Origin of the sequence: Rathayibacter rubneri, assembly GCF_023743255.1 — a bacterium.
Classification (GTDB): Bacteria; Actinomycetota; Actinomycetes; order Actinomycetales; family Microbacteriaceae; genus Rathayibacter; species Rathayibacter rubneri.
Map to the genome: position 1 here is coordinate 1 of NZ_JAMRYM010000078.1, position 17,041 is coordinate 17,041.

Below are 17,041 nucleotides of genomic sequence, written 5' to 3' on the forward strand. Positions count from 1 at the left end.
GGGCGAAGGGTCGACCGGCGGCGGGGAAGGCGCGGGCCGCGGGGACCCCGAAGGCCATCCACGACGAGTCCCCCGTCGAGGGCGACGCCCCGGAGCCGCGCCGCGCGTACCGCCCCATGCTCGCGACCAAGGGCCGCCCGCTCGACATCGGCGACGACTCCGCCGTCGAGATGAAGTGGGACGGCTACCGCGCGATCGTCCGCGTGCAGAACGGCGCCGTGACCCTGACCAGCCGGAACGGCAACGACCTCACGCCCGCCTTCCCCGACCTGCACGCCCCGCTCGCGGAGGCCGCCGCCGACGCGGTCCTCGACGGCGAGATCGTCGCCCTGGACGCCCGCGGACGCCCCGACTTCGGCGCCCTGCAGACCCGCGGCGGCCTGACGAAGGCCCGCGAGATCGAGGTCGCCGCGCGCTCGACCCCCGTGCACCTGATGGTGTTCGACCTGCTCGAGCGCGCCGGCGAGGACCTCACCGGCTCCCCCTACTCCGCTCGCCGCGACGCCCTCGTCGACCTCGTCGCCGAGAACGAGCGCGTGCACGTGCCCGACGTCTTCGACGGCGACCTCGACGAGGCGATGGCCACGAGCCTCGCGCTCGGCCTCGAGGGCGTCGTCGCCAAGCGCCGCGACTCCCGCTACCGGGTCGGCGCGCGCTCCGGTGACTGGATCAAGCTGACCCACCACCGCGTGCAGGAGGTCGTGATCGTCGGCTGGCGCCCCGGCGAGGGCGGCCTGCAGGGCTCGGTCGGCTCGCTCCTCACCGCGATCCCCGCCGAGGACGGCCGCCTCGCCTACTCCGGCCGCGTCGGCACCGGCTTCAGCGACCGCGAGCGCCGCGGCCTCGTCGACCGCCTCGGCGAGCACGGGACCGAGGAGCCGGCCGTCTCGGTGCCGCCGGTCGACGCCCGCGGGGTGCACTGGGTCGAGCCCGTGCTGGTCGGCGAGGTCCGCTACCGCGAGCGCACCTCCTCCGGCACCCTGCGTCAGCCCGTCTGGCGCGGCTGGCGCGCCGACAAGTCCGCGAGCGAGGTCCGCGCGGAGTGACGCGCCCGGCTCGAGCGTCCCCCTCCGCCGAGTCGCCCGGAACGGTCCCCGACACGCCGCATCGGACGACCTCTCCGAGCACCTCGGTCGCCGGTCATTCCTCGCGCGCGTGCTCCGGGAGCGTCCCCAGCCGGTGGCGCCCGCGCAGCAGGTACCAGCCCAGCCCGACCAGCACGACGACGGCCACCGCGATCAGCGCGATGTACTGCAGCGCCCCCGCGTCACCGTAGACCTCGACGCGCGGCCAGGCGAGGTTCACGGTCATCGCCGCGCCCCACAGCACCGCGACCACGTTCACCGGGAGCCCGAGGCGCCCGAGCGAGAACGAGCCCGCGACGCGCGGCCACTCTCCGCGGAGGCGCCGCACGAGCAGCGGCACCGTGACCAGCAGGTACGCCAGGTAGATCAGCACGACCGCCACGCTCGTGACCGCCGTGAAGATCTCGGGAGTGCCGATGTTCACCGCCAGGATCAGCACCGCGAGCACGCCGATGACGATCGCGGGGGCGACAGGCGTCCTCCGTCGCGGGTCGATGCGGGCGAGCACAGCGCTGCCCGGCAGGGCGTTGTCGCGCGCCATCGCGAACACCAGGCGGATGCCCGCCGTGTGCACCGCGAGCGCGCAGACCGTGATCGCCACCACGATGCAGAGCAGGAACACCGTGCCGAGCGGCCCGCCGAGCGCCTGCAGCACGATCAGCTGCAGTCCGCCGGAGGCCTCGCCGAGCGCCGGGTCGGCGAGATCGGGTGCCGCGAGGATCCCGAGCAGCAGGATCAGCCCGCCCAGCACGAACGACGCGATCACGGCGCGGAGGATCGCGGCCGGGCCGGTCCTGCGCGGATCCATCGTCTCCTCCGCGAGGGAGCCGGCGGTGTCGAAGCCGTACATCACGTACGCCGAGGCGATGGCCGCGATCAGGAACGCTCCCGCGTAGCCGCCCGAGTCGCCGTAACCGGCCGTCTCGAGCAGCACGGTCGGCGGATTCACGACGCTCGCCGCGAGGACGATCACCAGCAGCACCGCCGCGATCAGCTCGATCAGCACGCCCGCGCTGTTGATCCGGGCCATCAGCGTCACGCCGACCGCGTTCACGACGGTCGTGAACAGGATGAGGATCGCGCCCCAGATCACCGCGCTGACCCCGAAGCTCGTGCCGGTGCCGTCGCCCACGAGCTGGAAGCCGCTCCAGATCCTCGGCAGCGTGGCCTGGTACGCGAGCACCACTGCCGCGAGCGTCACGACCGACGCCGTGGCCATCATCCAGCCCGCGAGCCAGCCGACCGTCGGGCCCGCGATGCGCTTGCTCCAGTTGTAGACGGAGCCGGCGACCGGGTAGCGGCCGGCCAGCTCGGCGAAGCAGAGCGCCACGGTCAGCTGCCCGGCGAACACGATCGGCCACGACCACCAGTACGCGGGCCCGCCGAGTCCGAAGCCGAAGTAGAAGAGCTGGAACGTTCCGGTCAGGATCGAGATGTAGCTCACTCCCGCCGCGAAGCTGCCGAAGCGGCCGATGCCGCGCCGCAGCGAGGGCCGGTAGCCGAACTCGGCCATGCCGTCGTCGGTCGGGCGCTGGCCGGTCGCGGTCATGGCGGTCTCCTCCTGCGCGGGGCGCCGAGCGGCGGCACCTGAGTCTGGCGCGTCGGCGGGCACGGCGGGGTCCCCCGTTCAGGCCGATCGCCGTCGCTCCGCCGCACCCGCGACTGGACGCGAACCGGGCGCCGGCGCAGCGGGCGAGCCCGTCTCACGTCCACTCGCGGCCCCGTCGGCTCACGAGTGGTCGCGGAACAGGCTCCGGAGGCGGCGCAGGCCCCGTTCCGCGCTCACTCGCTCGTCGGGCGCGCCCCACCCTCCGCGACCGAGGCGGCGCATCCCTCGCAGCCCCCTGAGAGCCGCTCTCACACTTAGGGTAGCCTACCCTCATGAAGCCTTCACCCAGACTCCGTTCCGCCCTGCCCCTCGCCGGCCTCGCCGCCGCTGCGCTCGCCCTCTCGGCGTGCTCCTCCGGCGCCTCCGAGGCCGCCCCGGCGACCGCCGAGACGATCGTCGTCGAGGACGCGAAGCCCACCCTCGTCCTCGTCGACGAGAACGGCGAGCAGTCGTACCAGGAGGATCGCGAGACCGCCCGCACGTCGGTCGAGGTGCCCGTGTCCCCCGAGGCCGTCGTCACCTTCGACATCGCCACGCTCGACACGCTGCACGCGATCGGCGCCGGAGACGCGGTCGTCGCGATCCCCGACGTCACGCTCCCCGACTACCTCTCGGAGTACGCCGACCTGCCCAAGGTGGGCACCCTGTTCGAGCCCGACTTCGAGGCCGTCGCCGAGCTCGAGCCCGACCTCATCGTCACGGCGGCCCGCAGCACGGGCCAGTACGACGAGCTGTCCGAGATCGCCACCACGATCGACCTCACCGGCAGCTACGCCGGCACCTTCGATCCCGCCGCCGCCCTCGAGCGCGCCGCGCAGCTCGGCGAGATCTTCCAGCGCGAGGACGAGGTCGCCGAGCAGGCCGCCGCGACGGAGGAGCTCGTCGACACGATCACCGCCGACGCGTCGGGCACCGCACTCGTCCTCTCGGTCTCGGGCGGCGAGTACGGCGCCTTCGGCGAGGGCTCGCGCTTCGGCTACTTCTTCGACGGCCTCGGCTTCACCCCCGCGGTCGCCGCGGCCGAGCTGCCCGGTGCGGAGGGCTCCCCGCACGGCGACACCGTCACCAACGAGTTCATCCTCAGCGCCGCTCCCGAGTGGATCTTCGCGTTCGACCGCGGCACCGCGACCGGCGAGGGCAGCACCGCCGAGCAGACGCTCGACAACGCGCTCGTCGCTCAGACGCCCGCCGCGCAGGACGACCACGTCGTGCTGCTGCCCGCGAGCGAGCTCTACATCGTCATCAACGGCCTGACCGCCGTGCAGAACGTGCTCGAGACCGTGCACGACGCGATGCAGAGCTGACCGGAGCCGCCGTCCAGCGTGAACCGCCCCTCCCCCCGCGCGCTGATCGTCGCGGGGACGGTCCTCGTGGCCGTCCTCGCGGCGATCTCGCTGTTCCTCGGCGTCGCCGAGCTCGACGTGTTCGTGCTCGTCGAGAGCCGCCTCCCCCGCACCCTCGCCCTCGTGCTCGCCGGCTCGGCCTTCGCCGTCACCGGGCTGATCATGCAGCTGCTCACCCGCAACCGCCTCGTCGAGCCGGGCACGACCGGAGCGACCGACGCCGCGACCCTCGCCCTGCTCGCGGTCCTCCTCCTCGCCCCCGAGCTGCCCGTCGCAGCGAAGGCCGCACTGGCCGCGCTCGGCGCACTCGCGGGCGTCCTCGGCTTCCTCGCGCTGGCCCGCCGCATCCCGTCGCGCTCGAGCGTGCTCGTGCCGGTCGTCGGCATCCTCTACGGCGGAGTGATCGGAGCCGTCGCCGCGTTCGTCGCCTACCGCACCGACACGCTGCAGGAGCTGCTCAACTGGGGCATCGGCGACTTCTCGGGCGTCCTCCGCGGCCGCTACGAGATGCTCTGGGTCGCGGCGGCCGCCGCCGCCGTCGCGTGGATCGCCGCGGACCGCTTCACCGTCGCCGCCCTCGGCGAGGACACCGCGCGCGGCCTCGGTCTCGACACTCGGGCGGTCATGCTCACCGGCGTCGTCATCATCGCGGCCGTCACCGGGGTGATGATCGTGGTCACCGGTGCGCTGCCGTTCCTCGGCCTCATCGTCCCCAACCTCGTCAGCCGGATGGTCGGCGACAGCATGCGCCGCTCGGTCCCGCTCGTCGCGCTGCTCGGAGCCGCGCTGGTGCTGGTCTGCGACCTCATCGGCCGCACCGTCCGCTTCCCCTTCGAGCTGCCGATCTCCCTCGTGATGGGCGTCGTCGGCGGAGTCGTGTTCCTCCGCCTGCTCATCGGCCCGGCCGACACCGCTCGCCGCCGCAGACGGAGCGTCGCACCGTGACCGCTCTGCGCTCCCCCTCCGTCCGCCTCGCCCTGCTGGCGGGTGCCGCCGCCGTCTCGATCGCGCTGTTCCTGCTCACCGATCTGCCCGGGAAGTGGGAGTACGCGCTGGGCCTGCGCGGCCGCACCGTGCTCGGCATGGTCATCGCCGCCGCGGCGATCGGAGTCGCGACAGTCCTCTTCCAGACCGTCACGGCCAACCGCATCCTGACCCCCGGCATCATGGGCTTCGACGCCGTCTTCCTGATGATCCAGGTGGTGAGCGCGTTCGCGATCGGCCCCACGATCCTCGTCGCCGCGCCTCCGCTCGCCTCCTGGCTGGTGGAGCTCCTGCTGATGGCCGGCGTCGTCGTCGCCCTCTACTCCTGGCTGTTCGTGCGCCGCCGGCTCGACCTGCACGTGATCGTGCTCGCGGGCCTGGTGCTGGGCGTGCTGCTGCGCTCGGTCACGTCGTTCCTGCAGCGGCTCCTCGATCCGGACACCTTCGCGATCGTGCAGAACCTGACCTTCGCGAGCTTCACCTCGGTCGACCGCGAGCTGCTGCTGCCGACCGGCCTCGTCGTCGTCGCAGCGATCGCGTCGCTGTGGCCGATCCGCCGCTCCCTCGACGTGCTCGCCCTCGGCGAGGCGACCGCCGTGTCGCTCGGAGTCGAGCACCGCCGGGTCGTGCTGCACACGATCATCGCGATCGCCCTGATGGTCGCCGCGTCGACCGCGCTCGTCGGCCCCGTCGCCTTCTTCGGGCTCATCGTCGCGAACGTCGCCTACGGAGCGGTCGGGCACCGGCACGCGCGCAGCATCCCGGCGGCGGTGGCGGTCGGAGTGGTCGCCCTCGTCGGCGGGCAGCTCGTGCTCGACCGCATGCTCGGGTTCGGCACTGAGCTGCCGGTCGTCGTCGAGTTCGTCGGCGGCGTCCTCTTCATCCTGCTCGTGCTCACCGGAAGGGCTCGCTGACATGATCCGCACCACCGCGGTCACCACCCGCCACGGCCGCACCCTCGCGGTCGACGACGTCTCGCTCGTGCTCGGCACCGGCCTCACCGCCATCATCGGGCCCAACGGCTCCGGCAAGTCGACCCTGCTCTCGACCATCGGCCGCCTGCTCCGGGCCGAGAGCGGATCCGTCGCCGTCGACGACCTGGACGTCGCGACCACCCGCTCCCGCGACATCGCGAAGCGCCTCGCGATCCTCCGCCAGGACAACCACTTCGCGATCCGCCTGAGCGTCGACGACCTCGTCGCCTACGGCCGCTTCCCGCACGGAGGGACGGGCCGCACCGCCGAGGACCGAGCCCTGGTCGACGCCGCCATCGACGCCCTCGACCTCGGCGCCGTCCGCGAGCGCTACCTCGACGAGCTCTCGGGCGGCCAGCGCCAGCGCGCCTTCGTCGCGATGGCCCTCGCGCAGGACACCGACCACCTCCTCCTCGACGAGCCGCTCAACAACCTCGACCCGCGCCACGGCGTCGTGCTGATGAAGCTGCTGCGCCGTCTCGCCGACGACAAGCGGATGACCGTGGTCGTGGTCCTGCACGACATCAACGTCGCCGCGCAGTTCGCCGACGACATCGTCGCGATCCGCGACGGTCGCGTCGTGCACCACGGACCCGTGGCGGAGGTGCTGACGGCGCCGCGTCTCGAGGCGCTCTACGACACCCCGGTCGCCGTCGAGCCGATCGCCGGCCGGCACGTGGTGCTCTGGCTCTGACTGGCTCCGCACCGACCGCGGCCGTCGGGCACTTCTCGCTGCTCTGCGCCCGCGAGAGCAGCGGATCCTGCCCAACGGCACCACGCCGCACCCGCAGCGGAACGACGAACGGGGCGCCCCTCGCCCCGCAGGAAGCGGAGGAGGGACGCCCCGTCCCGAATCAGCCGGGCGTCAGCTCGTCGGCGCCAGCAGGTCGCGGTGGTGCACCTCGGCCACGTTCGGGTGCGCGCGCAGGCGGTAGCGCAGCGCGTTCTCGCCGTACGTCTCGAGGATCGGGCTGTTGGTCGGGTCGACCGACAGCCCCGACTTGAGCTCCTCGGGCAGCGGCAGCGAGGGCATGGTCGCGTCGAGCGAGGGGTTGAAGAAGTACGGGATCGAGATGCGGTCGGTGCCGATCAGCGGCGAGATCACGCGGTGCAGCGTGGCCTTGAGGTAGCCGCCGGTCGCGAGTTCGAGCATCTCGCCGATGTTGACGACGAACGCGCCGGGGAGCGCGGGCGCCTCGATCCACTCGCCGTCGTGCTCGACCTGCAGGCCGCCCTTGCCGGGCTCGACCAGCAGCAGGGTCAGCACGCCGCCGTCGCGGTGGGCGCCGACGCCCTGCTTGGGCTCCGGGTCGGAGGTGCCGGGGTAGCGGACGACCTTGACCAGGGGGAACGCCTTCTCGGCGAACGCCTCGTCGAAGACGTCGGCGGGGGCGTCGAGTGCGACGGCCCAGGTGCGCAGCAGGCGGATCGCCACGGCGGCGAGCTCCGCGTGCCAGCGCTCGAAGAGGGTGCGGAACTCGGGCAGGGCCTCGGGCCACAGGTTCGGGCCCTCGAGGCGCTGGTAGTCCGGCACGTCGGGGCCGGCCGGGACGACCTCGCGCTCGATGCCGATGTCGACCTGCTCGCGGTAGTCGACGTCGCCGTTGGTGAGCTCGGCGCCGAAGCGGGTGTAGCCGCGGAACTGCGGGCTGGCCGTGTTCTCGATGGCGAGCTTGTCCTCCTCCGGCAGATCGAAGAAGCGACGGGAGACGGCGACGACGTCGTCGAGGAGCTCCTGCGGCACGCCGTGGCCGACGAGGTAGAAGAAGCCCACGTCGTGGGTGGTCTCGCGCAGGTCGCGGCGGAAGGCGGCGGCTTCCTCCTCGCCCTGGTCGAGACGGGAGAGGTCGAGGATCGGCAGGGAATCGGTCATGGGGAAAGCCTTGCGCAGTTCGCCTTCTCCGGAGCGATTGTTACGACAACCAAAAGCGAAGACCCAGCAAGCACCCGGAGGACCGTGGTCCCCGAGTGCCTGCCGGGCCTTCAGCGCCGCCGAGTGTTACGGCGAACGAGTGCCGCCGACGATCACGGCGTGGGCATGCCGCCGTTGACGTGCAGCGTCTCGCCGACAACGTAGCTCGACTCGGGCGAGGCGAGGAACACGTAGGCGGGAGCGAGCTCCGCCGGCTGGCCCCAGCGTCCGAGCGGCGTCTGCGAGCCGACCTCGGGCAGCTTCTCGGGCGGCTGGCCGCCGGCCGTCTGCAGCGGAGTCCAGATCGGACCGGGCGCGACGACGTTCACGCGGATGCCCTTGGGGGCGAGCTGCTGCGCGAGCGCCTTCGAGAACGTGTTGATCGTGGCCTTGGTGCTGGCGTAGTCGACCAGCGTCGGCGACGGCTGGTAGGCCTGGATCGACGAGGTGCTGATGATCGAGGATCCGGGGGCGAGGTGCGGCAGCGCCGCCTTCGTCATCCAGAACATCGCGTAGACGTTCGTCTTGAAGGTCTCGTCGAACTGCTCGTCCGAGAGCTCGAGGAAGTCCTCGACGAACTGCTGCTTGCCCGCGTTGTTCACGAGGATGTCGAGGCCGCCGAGGCCCTCGACCGCCGTGGCCACCGCGCCGACCGCGAAGTCGTGGTCGGTGATGTCGCCGGGGATCGCGACCGCGGTGCGGCCGGCCTCCTCGATCAGCGCGACGACCTTCTTCGCGTCGCTCTCCTCCTCGGGGAGGTAGACGATCGCGACGTCGGCGCCCTCGCGGGCGTAGGCGATCGCGACGGCCGCGCCGATCCCGGAGTCGCCACCGGTGACGAGCGCCTTGCGGCCGGTCAGGCGGCCGGAGCCGCGGTACGTCGACTCGCCGCGGTCGGCGAGGTCGTCCATCTTCGAGTCGAGGCCGGAGCCCTCCTGGTACTGCTCCTCCGTGTCGATCTCGGAGTACATCTTCGTCGGGTCCTGGAACGTGTACTGGTCTGCAGTGCTCTCGGAAGTCATCCTCCGACGGTAGGCGCGCACCCCCTGCGAGCGCCGGTGGTTGACAGCGGATCGCTTCCGAGAGAGCGCTCCGCGCAGACGCCGGAAACCGGGAGAATAGGGGGGTGACCGTCTCCTTCGACTCCTCCGCCCCGCTCCCCGGCTGGCAGCACGCCTACTCGGGCAAGGTCCGGGAGCTCTACACCCCCGAGGACGCCGACCCGGTGCTCGGCGCCGACCGCATGCTCGTCGTCGCGAGCGATCGCGTCAGCGCCTACGACCACGTCCTCGAGCCGGGCATCCCCGGCAAGGGCGAGCTGCTCACCGAGCTGTCGCTGTGGTGGTTCCACCAGCTGAAGGACGTTCCCAACCACCTCGTGCGCGGCGCTATCCCGGAGGCGGTGGCCCGCCGGGCGATGCTCGTCACCACTCTCGACATGTTCCCGATCGAGTGCGTCGTGCGCGGCTACCTCTCGGGCAGCGGCTGGAAGGAGTACCGCGCGAGCGGCACGGTCTGCGGCGTCGAGCTGCCCGAGGGCCTGTCCGACGGCGATCGCCTGCCCGAGCCGATCTACACGCCGGCCTGGAAGGCCCCGCAGGGCGAGCACGACGAGAACATCACCTTCGAGCGCACCGTCGAGATCGTGGGAGACGAGGCGGCGGAGGCGCTGCGCACCCTCTCGCTGCACGTGTACGAGGAGGCGGCCACGATCGCCCTGGCCCGCGGCGTGATCCTCGCCGACACGAAGTTCGAGTTCGGCGTCGACGCCGACGGCCTCGTGACGCTCGGCGACGAGGTCCTGACGAGCGACTCCTCCCGGTACTGGGACGCCGACGAGTACGAGGCGGGCGTGCGGGGTCAGTCCTTCGACAAGCAGATCGTCCGCGACTGGCTCAGCGACAACTGGGACGGCCAGGGCCTCCCCCCGACCCTCCCCCACGAGATCGTCGAGCGGACCGCGGCGCGCTACCGCGAGCTCATCGAGCGCCTGACCCGCTGAGAACTCCTCGGAACGACCCGTGAACGACGAGCGCACCCGCGTCCGGCTGGACACCGGTGGCGGAGACCCCGAGGAGGCCCGCCACCGCCTCGCCGTGCTGTACAACGGCGAGGAGTGGTCGGCGCTGCCCACCGACTCCGCCTTCTCGTACCGGTACGCCGCCCTGGGCGACGCCGCGATGACCCTGCGCACCTCCCGCATGGCCGGGGATCTGCGGGGGTCCGTCGGAGTCACGGACGAGGTGGTCGTGCAGTGGATCGTCGGCGGTCGCGCCACCGTCGACGACGGTCAGGAGCCGATCGCCATGGTGCACGGCCGCCCGCAGCTCTTCCCCGTCGGCCGCTCGTTCGCCTTCGAGTACGTCGACTACGAGCAGAAGCTCGTGCACCTGGGGCGCTCGGCGGTCGAGAAGGTGGCGGCCGAGCGGGGCCTGCTGGGGCCGCTCCGCTTCGACCACCGCATCCAGCCCACCGCGGACGCCGTGCAGCACTGGCGCCGCGCGGTGTCCGCGTCGGCCCAGGCCCTGCGGAGCGAGCGCGTCAGCCACCTGCTGTGGGACGAGCTGACCCGGGGCACCGTGTCGGCGCTGCTCGAGCTCTACCCGCCGGAGGCGGCGGTCGCCCCGCCCGAGCTCCTCCTGCCGCGGAACGCGCGACTGCGCACCGCCGTCGAGTTCATCCACGCGCACGCGTCCGAGCCGATCGGGCCGACCGAGGTCGCCGCCTCCGCAGGGCTGAGCGTTCGCGGGCTGCAGTCCGCGTTCCAGCGGGTGCTCGACGTGCGCCCCATCGCCTACATCCGTCTGGTCCGCCTCGACGCGGCGCACGCCGAGCTCGCGGCCGCGGATCCGCGGACCAGGAGCGTCACGGAGATCGCCCACGCCTGGGGCTTCGGCAACCCCGGTCGGTTCAGCTCCGCGTACCTCGCCCGCTTCGGCGAGTACCCGAGCGCGACGCTGCAGCGCTAGGGGTCGGGGAACTCGCGGTCCCCGACGCTGCAGCTCGTGCGGCCGGGCCGAGCGGACGCTCACCAGACCCTAGGACGCGACCAGGGGCGGCGGGTGACCCTCGAGGATCGCGCTCACATCGGTCAGCAGCGCGGCGAAGCGCACCGCCTCCTCATCGGGGATGCCGGCCGAGAGCGTGCGGATCGCGCCGTACGTCGGCGCGTCCGTGCCGCGGATCGCGCTCCGGGCACTGTCCGTCAGGCAGAGGATGCGCCCGCGGCCGTCGGAGGGGTCCGGCACCCGGTCGACGTATCCGGCGCGGGCCAGCCGGTCGATCATCAGCGAGACGGCCGCGGTCGTGATGCGGATGGCCGCGGCCAGATCGACCGCGCGGACGATCTCGTCGCGTTCCGCGCCGAGCCCGATGAGCCGCAGCGCGGCGAGATCCGTGGTGCCGATGCCGAGGCGGGCCTCGACCCGGCCGTCGTACTCGCGCTCGGCCGAGCGGAGCCGGGTCAGCAGGGAGAAGAGATCGGGGCGGGCTTCCATGCGGGTGCGCCTTCCTGGGCCGGGCAGGCGCCCCGGTCGGGTACTCGCTCCCCCCATAGAAGCACCTCGGACCGCCTCCGATGCCGTCTGTACCGAAAGCGCACTGAGCCCATCATTCATTAGCTAACCGACTTAGCGAGTACCTAGAGTCCAGGGAGACGCTGCGGGATCCCCGACCTGAGCGCCCCCGGAAGAGGAAGGCAGCGTGATGGGTCGCCTGCTGTACGGAACGCCGCCGAGCGCTCACCCGTTCGACGACCGTGCGCTCGCGCATCTGCAGCTCGTCATCACGGCCAAGCTGCGACGCAGCGAGGGCTTCATCCTGACGATCGAGGCCGACGACTGCGGCAAGCACAGCGAGCTGTGGCTGCACCCCGCGATCCCTCTGCAGTACGAGTACGACGCCCCCGTCGGCCCGGAGGTCAACGCGCACTGGCTGCGCGAGCTCTCGGCCGCCGCGAACGGGCGCCGCGGCCTGCACCTCCTCCCCGAACCCACGACGGAGATGGACCCGTCCCGAGCGAGGACGGCACACGCATGAGCGATCACAACGGCACACTCTTCCGCCGAGGCGGCACGGTCCGCTTCGTCCGCTGGGTCTCCTCGCGCGACGGCGGCTGGGCGCCGGAGATCGTGCAGGGACGCTACCTCGAGCGCGACGACGCCGGCTGGCTCGTCGAAGTCGACGGCACCCCCACCGTGCTCGCGAAGGACGACTGGGCCGTCTACCGCTGAGCGCGCGCGCCCGGCGTAGTGTGGAGCGGGTGCGTGCAGTCGATCGCCGCGGCATCATCTCCGCGCCCTACCTCCTGACCACGATCGGCGCGACGAGCCTCGTCTTCCTCTGCGCCTTCGAGGCGCTGGCGGTGACGACGATCATGCCGATCGTCTCAGCCGACCTCGACGGGCGGGCGCTCTACCCGCTCGCCTTCGCCGCCACTCTCGCCGCGGGAGTGGTGGGCATGGTCGCGGCGGGCTCCTCCGCCGATCGGCGCGGCCCCACTCCGGCGCTCGTCACGGCGATCCTGCTCTTCACCCTCGGCCTGATCGCCGCCGGGCTCGCGACCTCGATGGAGGTCTTCGTCGCGGCGCGCCTGCTGCAGGGCCTGGGCAGCGGAGGGATCACCGTCACCCTCTACGTGCTCGTCGCGCGGGTGTTCCCCGCCGATCTGCATCCGCGGATCTTCGGGGCCTTCGCCGCCGCCTGGGTGGTGCCGTCGCTCGTCGGGCCGTTCGCCGCCGGAGTCGTCGCCGAGCTGGCGAGCTGGCACTGGGTCTTCCTCGGCGTGGTCCTGCTGGTGGCGGTCGCGAGTGCGATCGTCGCCCCGACCCTGCGCGCTCTGGAGCGCCAGGACGTGCGAGCGTTCGACCGCGGGGCGGTGACCCGCATCGTCCGAGCCGTGATCGTGGCGGGCGGAGTGGTCGTGCTCAGCACCAGCGCCGAGCTCGCCCCCGACGCATCCGGCGTCGTCGCCGTGGCGGCCATCGCGGTCGTCGTCCTCGCCGTCCGCGCGCTCCTGCCCGTCGGTACGCTGCGGGCGCGCGGCGTCCTGTCGTCGACGATCCTGCTGCGCGGCACCGTCGCCGCCGCGTTCTTCGGCACCGAGGTCTACCTGCCGCTCCTGCTCTCGGAGCAGTACGGGCTCCCGCCGTGGCTGGCCGGTGCGACGCTGACCGCCGGCGCCGTGTCCTGGGCCCTGGGGTCGAACCTCCAGGGGCGCCCGGGGACCCGACTGTCGCACGGAGGTGCCATGCGACTGGGCACGTCCCTCCTGCTGGCCGGCGTGCTGGTCGTGCTGCTGACCTCCGCCCTCGCCCTGCCGCCGTGGACCGCCGCAGTGGGCTGGTTCGTCGCCGGCGGCGGCATGGGCTCGATGTTCCCGAGGATGGGGACGCTGACGCTCGCCCGGTCGGAGCCCGGACGCGAGGGCTTCAACAGCTCCGCCCTCCAGATCTCGGACTCGGCGGGCGCGTCGGTCTCGCTGGCTCTGACGGGGCTCATCGCCGCGGCGGTCACCGGACTGGTCGGCGTCGGATCGGCCGTGTTCACCGTCACCTTCGCGTACGGAGCGCTGATCGCGCTGCTCGCGGTGCTGCTCGCGGCTCGCCTCGGCGGGCTCCTCCGTGTCGAGGAGCCCGCCGACGACGGTCAGCTGTAGAGCGACTCCGGCACCTCGAGGCCGTAGATGGCGCGGCCCGAGCTCCAGATGACGGAGCAGGCCGCACGCAGGAGGTCGACCTCGTCGTCGCCCGCGTCGACGATCACGACGGAGTCGCCGTCGAGGCGCACCTTCGCCGACCGCACCGAGTGGGTCCCGTTCCGTGCGATCGACGTCGCCGGGTAGGGCAGGTGCAGCTCGCGCAGGTCGCCGAGGATGTACGTGGGCCGCAGACTCGCGTCGGCCGCCAGCAGCTGCTTGGCACGATCGATGCCCGTGAGCACGTGGGCACTCTCCATCCCGGCGGCGTTCGCCCCCTTGATGTCGGTGTCGAGCCGATCGCCGAGGAACAGCGGGTTCGTCGAGCCGAACCGCGCCGTCGCCGCGTCGAAGATGGCGCGCTCCGGCTTGCCCGCGACGACGGGCAGCCGGCCGACGGCCGTGTGCACGGCCGAGACGAGGGTTCCGTTGCCCGGAGCGATGCCCCGCGCGACGGGGATCGTCCAGTCGGTGTTCGTGGCGACCCACGGGATCCCGGTGTGCAGCGCGAAGGACGCCTCGGCGAGCTGCTCCCAGCCGACGGTCGGAGCGAAGCCCTGGATCACCGCGGCGGGAGAGTCCTCGGCGCTGCGCGTGACGGTGAAGCCCGCACGCTCGACCTCGGTCGTCAGGCCCTCGCCGCCGACGACGAGGATCGTCGCCCCGGCCGGCACGAGATCGGCCAGCAGGACGACGGCCGCCTGCGGCGACGTCACGACGTCCTCGGGGACGACGCTCAGACCGAGGTCCGAGAGGTGCCCCGCGACGGAGGCGTCGGTCCGCGACGCGTTGTTCGTGATGTACCCGACGCGGAGCGTCTCGCCGGCCCTGTTCAGGCTCTCGACCGCGAAGGGGATCGCGTCGGCGCCCTTGTAGACGACTCCGTCGAGGTCGGCGAGAACCGCATCGCGGCCGTCGAGCGGAGTGGGGTCAGCTTTCGGGGTTCTGAACACGGGGCTCCTCGTCGGTGTCGGTCGTGTCTTCGGAGACGGGTGCGTCGTCGGAGACGGGCGCGTCGTCGGAGACGGGCGCGTCGTCGGAGACGGGTGCGTCGTCGGAGACGGGTGCGTCGTCCTCTGCGTCGTCGATGTCGGAGGTCGGAGCATCGGTGGCGTCCGTCTGCTCCGCGGCGTCACCGTCCTGCTCGAGAACGGCGTCGGCGTCGGCGGGATCGTCGAGCTCGATCGGCTCGTCGACCTCGGCGGGCTCGTCGTCCTCAGCGGACTCGTCGTCCTCGGTGGACCCGTCGCCCTGGAGGGGCTCGTCGTCCTCAGCCGACTCGTCGCCCTCGACGGGCTCGTCGTCGAAGGCCGAGGAGTCGTCCTGGTCGTCCTGCTCCGCGCTCCGAGCATCGGAGGGCTCGTCCTGGTCGAACTCCTCGTCGAGGTCGTCGTCGGACTCGAGCACCGCGAACGCGACACCCTCCTCCTCCACGACCTCGATGGTCTCGTCGTCGCCGCCGCCCTCGGCCGCGAAGACGGCGCGGGCGGCGACGTCGGCGCGGCGCTGCCACTGCGCGGCTTCCTCCGCGCGGCCGAGCTCCTCGAGCACGGCCGCGTAGGCCGCGAACAGATCCGGGCTGTACGAGAAGGCGCGGTCGGGCTCGAGCTGCGGGATCTCGAGCTCCATCAGGGCCAGCTCGGTCTGACCGAGGTCGAGGCGGGCGCCCGACATCGCGATCGCGAGCGACACCTGCGCTCCGACGCTGAGCGTGCTGCGGTCGACGGAACGGCCGAGCTCGAGCGCCTTGTCGGGACGTCCGACCCCGCGCTCACTGTCGACCATCAGCGGGACCTGCTCGTCCGATCCGGAGATGCGACGGTAGGTCCGGAGCTCCCGCAGCGCGAGAGCGAAGTCGCCGATCGCGTACGCCGAGATGGCCAGCGACTCGCGGACGATCGCGATGCGCCCCGCCCGACGAGCGGCCGAGAGGACGTGCCGGTGCGCGAGTTCGGGATCCTCCTCGAGGAGCCTCCCCGCCATCACCAGGTGCATCGCGACCCACTCGGCGTTCTCCTTCGTCAGCGTCTTGAGCTCGTTGCGCGCGACGCGGTCGAGGTCCTTGGCCTGCACGTCGTCCGGGAGCTCGGGGTCGTCATGACGCGGCCGGACGGACTGGAGCGACCGGCGCTCGCGCTCCTCCTCCGTGATCTCCGGCTCCTCACGAGGAGCACCCCGGCCGGCGAAACCGCGACCGCCCTGACGGTCGCCGCCTGCGCGCCGGTCGTCCGAGAAGGAGCGACCGCCGTCGCGGCCGCCCCGCGAGTCACCGTCACGACGGGGACGGGAATCGCCATCGGTCCGCGGACGGAAGTCTCCCTCGCGACGAGGCCGCGAGTCACCGTCACGACGAGGACGGGAATCACCGTCGGTGCGGGGACGGAAGTCTCCCTCCCGACGAGGACGCGAGTCACCGTCACGACGAGGACGGGAATCACCATCGGTCCGGGGACGGAAGTCGCCCTCCCGACGAGGACGCGAGTCGCCGTCACGCGAAGGACGCGCATCGCCGTCACGACGGGGGCGCGAATCGCCATCGGTTCGGGGACGGTAGTCGCCCCCCCGACGAGGACGGGAATCACCATCGCGCGAAGGACGCGCATCGCCGTCACGACGGGGGCGCGAATCGCCATCGGTTCGGGGACGGTAGTCGCCCTCACGACGAGGACGGGAATCACCATCGCGCGAAGGACGCGCATCACCATCACGACGGGGACCGGAAGCGCCATCAGTGGGTCGATAGTCACCCTCACGACGGGGACGGGAATCAGGACGGTAGTCGCCCTCACGGCGAGGACGTGAATCACCATCGCGGGAGGGACGCGCGTCACCCTCTCGACGGGGACGGGAATCACCGTCCGTGCGCGGACGGTAGTCGCCCTCACGACGAGGACGTGAATCACCATCGCGGGAGGGACGCGCGTCACCATCACGACGGGGACGGGAATCCCCTTCCGTCCGCGGACGGTAATCGCCCTCACGGCGCGGGCGCGAGTCGCCGTCACGCGAGGGACGCGCGTCTCCGCCACGGGAGGGACGCGGGTCGCCGTCGCGCCGCGGACGCTCGTCGCGTCCACCGCTGCTGCGCGGTGCGGAGGAGCGGCCCGCTCCTCCCGCACGATCCGGACGCTGGTCGCGCCTGCCGGCTCCCCGGTCGTCGCCCTCGGGTGCTCTGTCGTCCATGCGTTCCTCGCCTGTCGTGATCGTGCGCTGTGGAGTTGAACCGCTCGAGGCGGCGGACGGCTCGAGGCCGTCGTCCCGTCCACCCTAACCCCGGCTCTCCTGCTCGCACAGGGCCGTCGGTTTCGGTGTGGCGGGTTAAACAGCGATGGCCACCCAGTGTCTGGGTGGCCATCGTGAATGGTGTCCGGCGGTGTCCTACTCTCCCACAGGGTCCCCCCTGCAGTACCATCGGCGCTGAGAGTCTTAGCTTCCGGGT

General features: G+C 72.2%; 17 protein-coding genes and 1 rRNA gene. 10 read left to right on the top strand and 8 right to left on the bottom strand.

Annotated elements, in window-relative coordinates; all coding sequences use genetic code 11:
- Window positions 1–1,046, top strand: a 1,046-nt coding sequence (gene ligD / locus NB037_RS14830; RefSeq protein ID WP_251946960.1) for a non-homologous end-joining DNA ligase, incomplete at its 5' end; no start/stop codon positions are given.
- Between the two features lie 94 nt (window positions 1,047–1,140).
- On the opposite strand, the gene NB037_RS14835 is transcribed toward ligD, so the two are convergent.
- Window positions 1,141–2,634: an APC family permease gene (locus tag NB037_RS14835; protein ID WP_251946963.1), complete on the bottom strand. Its 1,494-nt coding sequence runs from the start codon at window positions 2,632–2,634 to the stop codon at window positions 1,141–1,143.
- Between the two features lie 332 nt (window positions 2,635–2,966).
- On the opposite strand from NB037_RS14835, the gene NB037_RS14840 reads away from it, so the two are divergent.
- The 4 genes from NB037_RS14840 to NB037_RS14855 are packed head-to-tail and all read left to right on the top strand — an operon-like array spanning window position 2,967 to window position 6,689.
- Window positions 2,967–3,998: a siderophore ABC transporter substrate-binding protein gene (locus NB037_RS14840; RefSeq protein WP_251946965.1), complete on the top strand. Its 1,032-nt coding sequence runs from the start codon at window positions 2,967–2,969 to the stop codon at window positions 3,996–3,998.
- Between the two features lie 18 nt (window positions 3,999–4,016).
- On the top strand, window positions 4,017–4,982 hold the full coding sequence (locus NB037_RS14845) for an iron chelate uptake ABC transporter family permease subunit (protein WP_251946967.1): 966 nt from the start codon (window positions 4,017–4,019) through the stop codon (window positions 4,980–4,982).
- The gene (locus tag NB037_RS14850; RefSeq protein ID WP_251946969.1) at window positions 4,979–5,935 is read left to right on the top strand and encodes an iron chelate uptake ABC transporter family permease subunit; all 957 of its coding nucleotides are present in this window, start codon (window positions 4,979–4,981) and stop codon (window positions 5,933–5,935) included. The genes NB037_RS14845 and NB037_RS14850 overlap by 4 nt, the downstream gene beginning before the upstream one ends.
- Window position 5,936: 1 nt before the next feature.
- Window positions 5,937–6,689, top strand: coding sequence for an iron ABC transporter ATP-binding protein (locus tag NB037_RS14855; protein WP_251946970.1), 753 nt, complete (start codon window positions 5,937–5,939; stop codon window positions 6,687–6,689).
- A 171-nt stretch (window positions 6,690–6,860) separates the two neighbouring features.
- Here NB037_RS14855 and NB037_RS14860 read toward each other — a convergent pair whose 3' ends face one another.
- Complete coding sequence (locus tag NB037_RS14860) at window positions 6,861–7,868, bottom strand: isopenicillin N synthase family dioxygenase (protein ID WP_251946972.1); 1,008 nt, start codon at window positions 7,866–7,868, stop codon at window positions 6,861–6,863.
- A gap of 152 nt (window positions 7,869–8,020) precedes the next feature.
- Window positions 8,021–8,929 carry a glucose 1-dehydrogenase gene (locus NB037_RS14865; protein ID WP_279308965.1) on the bottom strand — a complete coding sequence of 303 codons (909 nt, stop codon included), beginning with the start codon at window positions 8,927–8,929 and terminating at the stop codon, window positions 8,021–8,023.
- Window positions 8,930–9,033: 104 nt separating this feature from the next.
- On the opposite strand from NB037_RS14865, the gene NB037_RS14870 reads away from it, so the two are divergent.
- Window positions 9,034–9,909, top strand: a complete 876-nt coding sequence (locus NB037_RS14870) for a phosphoribosylaminoimidazolesuccinocarboxamide synthase (RefSeq protein WP_251946974.1) — start codon at window positions 9,034–9,036, stop codon at window positions 9,907–9,909.
- 19 nt (window positions 9,910–9,928) lie between these two features.
- Window positions 9,929–10,876 (top strand): AraC family transcriptional regulator, encoded by a 948-nt coding sequence (locus NB037_RS14875; RefSeq protein WP_251946975.1) that lies wholly within the window; start codon window positions 9,929–9,931, stop codon window positions 10,874–10,876.
- 69 nt (window positions 10,877–10,945) lie between these two features.
- Here the strand turns inward: NB037_RS14875 and NB037_RS14880 are convergent, their stop codons facing one another.
- Window positions 10,946–11,404: a MarR family winged helix-turn-helix transcriptional regulator gene (locus NB037_RS14880; RefSeq protein ID WP_251946977.1), complete on the bottom strand. Its 459-nt coding sequence runs from the start codon at window positions 11,402–11,404 to the stop codon at window positions 10,946–10,948.
- Window positions 11,405–11,612: 208 nt separating this feature from the next.
- On the opposite strand from NB037_RS14880, the gene NB037_RS14885 reads away from it, so the two are divergent.
- From NB037_RS14885 to NB037_RS14895, 3 genes are read left to right on the top strand one after another with little or no spacing between them, the layout of a single operon-like run.
- Window positions 11,613–11,945 carry a DUF7882 family protein gene (locus NB037_RS14885; protein WP_443722663.1) on the top strand — a complete coding sequence of 111 codons (333 nt, stop codon included), beginning with the start codon at window positions 11,613–11,615 and terminating at the stop codon, window positions 11,943–11,945.
- Window positions 11,942–12,139 (top strand): hypothetical protein, encoded by a 198-nt coding sequence (locus tag NB037_RS14890; protein ID WP_207406312.1) that lies wholly within the window; start codon window positions 11,942–11,944, stop codon window positions 12,137–12,139. Before NB037_RS14885 ends, NB037_RS14890 begins: the two co-directional genes overlap by 4 nt.
- A gap of 29 nt (window positions 12,140–12,168) precedes the next feature.
- A complete protein-coding gene (locus tag NB037_RS14895) occupies window positions 12,169–13,563 on the top strand; it encodes an MFS transporter (RefSeq protein WP_251946981.1) in 1,395 nt (464 codons plus the stop codon).
- Here the strand turns inward: NB037_RS14895 and NB037_RS14900 are convergent.
- From NB037_RS14900 to rrf, 4 genes are all read right to left on the bottom strand, one after another.
- Entirely contained in the window at window positions 13,554–14,555 is a 1,002-nt protein-coding gene (locus tag NB037_RS14900; protein ID WP_251946983.1) for an HAD-IIA family hydrolase, read from the bottom strand. The two genes, NB037_RS14895 and NB037_RS14900, sit on opposite strands and share 10 nt — an antisense overlap.
- Window positions 14,533–15,675 (bottom strand): tetratricopeptide repeat protein, encoded by a 1,143-nt coding sequence (locus NB037_RS19945; RefSeq protein WP_251946985.1) that lies wholly within the window; start codon window positions 15,673–15,675, stop codon window positions 14,533–14,535. Before NB037_RS19945 ends, NB037_RS14900 begins: the two co-directional genes overlap by 23 nt.
- Window positions 15,624–16,508 (bottom strand): hypothetical protein, encoded by an 885-nt coding sequence (locus tag NB037_RS14910; RefSeq protein ID WP_251946986.1) that lies wholly within the window; start codon window positions 16,506–16,508, stop codon window positions 15,624–15,626. The genes NB037_RS19945 and NB037_RS14910 overlap by 52 nt, the downstream gene beginning before the upstream one ends.
- A gap of 459 nt (window positions 16,509–16,967) precedes the next feature.
- A 5S ribosomal RNA gene (rrf, locus tag NB037_RS20065) occupies window positions 16,968–17,041 on the bottom strand; the annotation flags it as partial.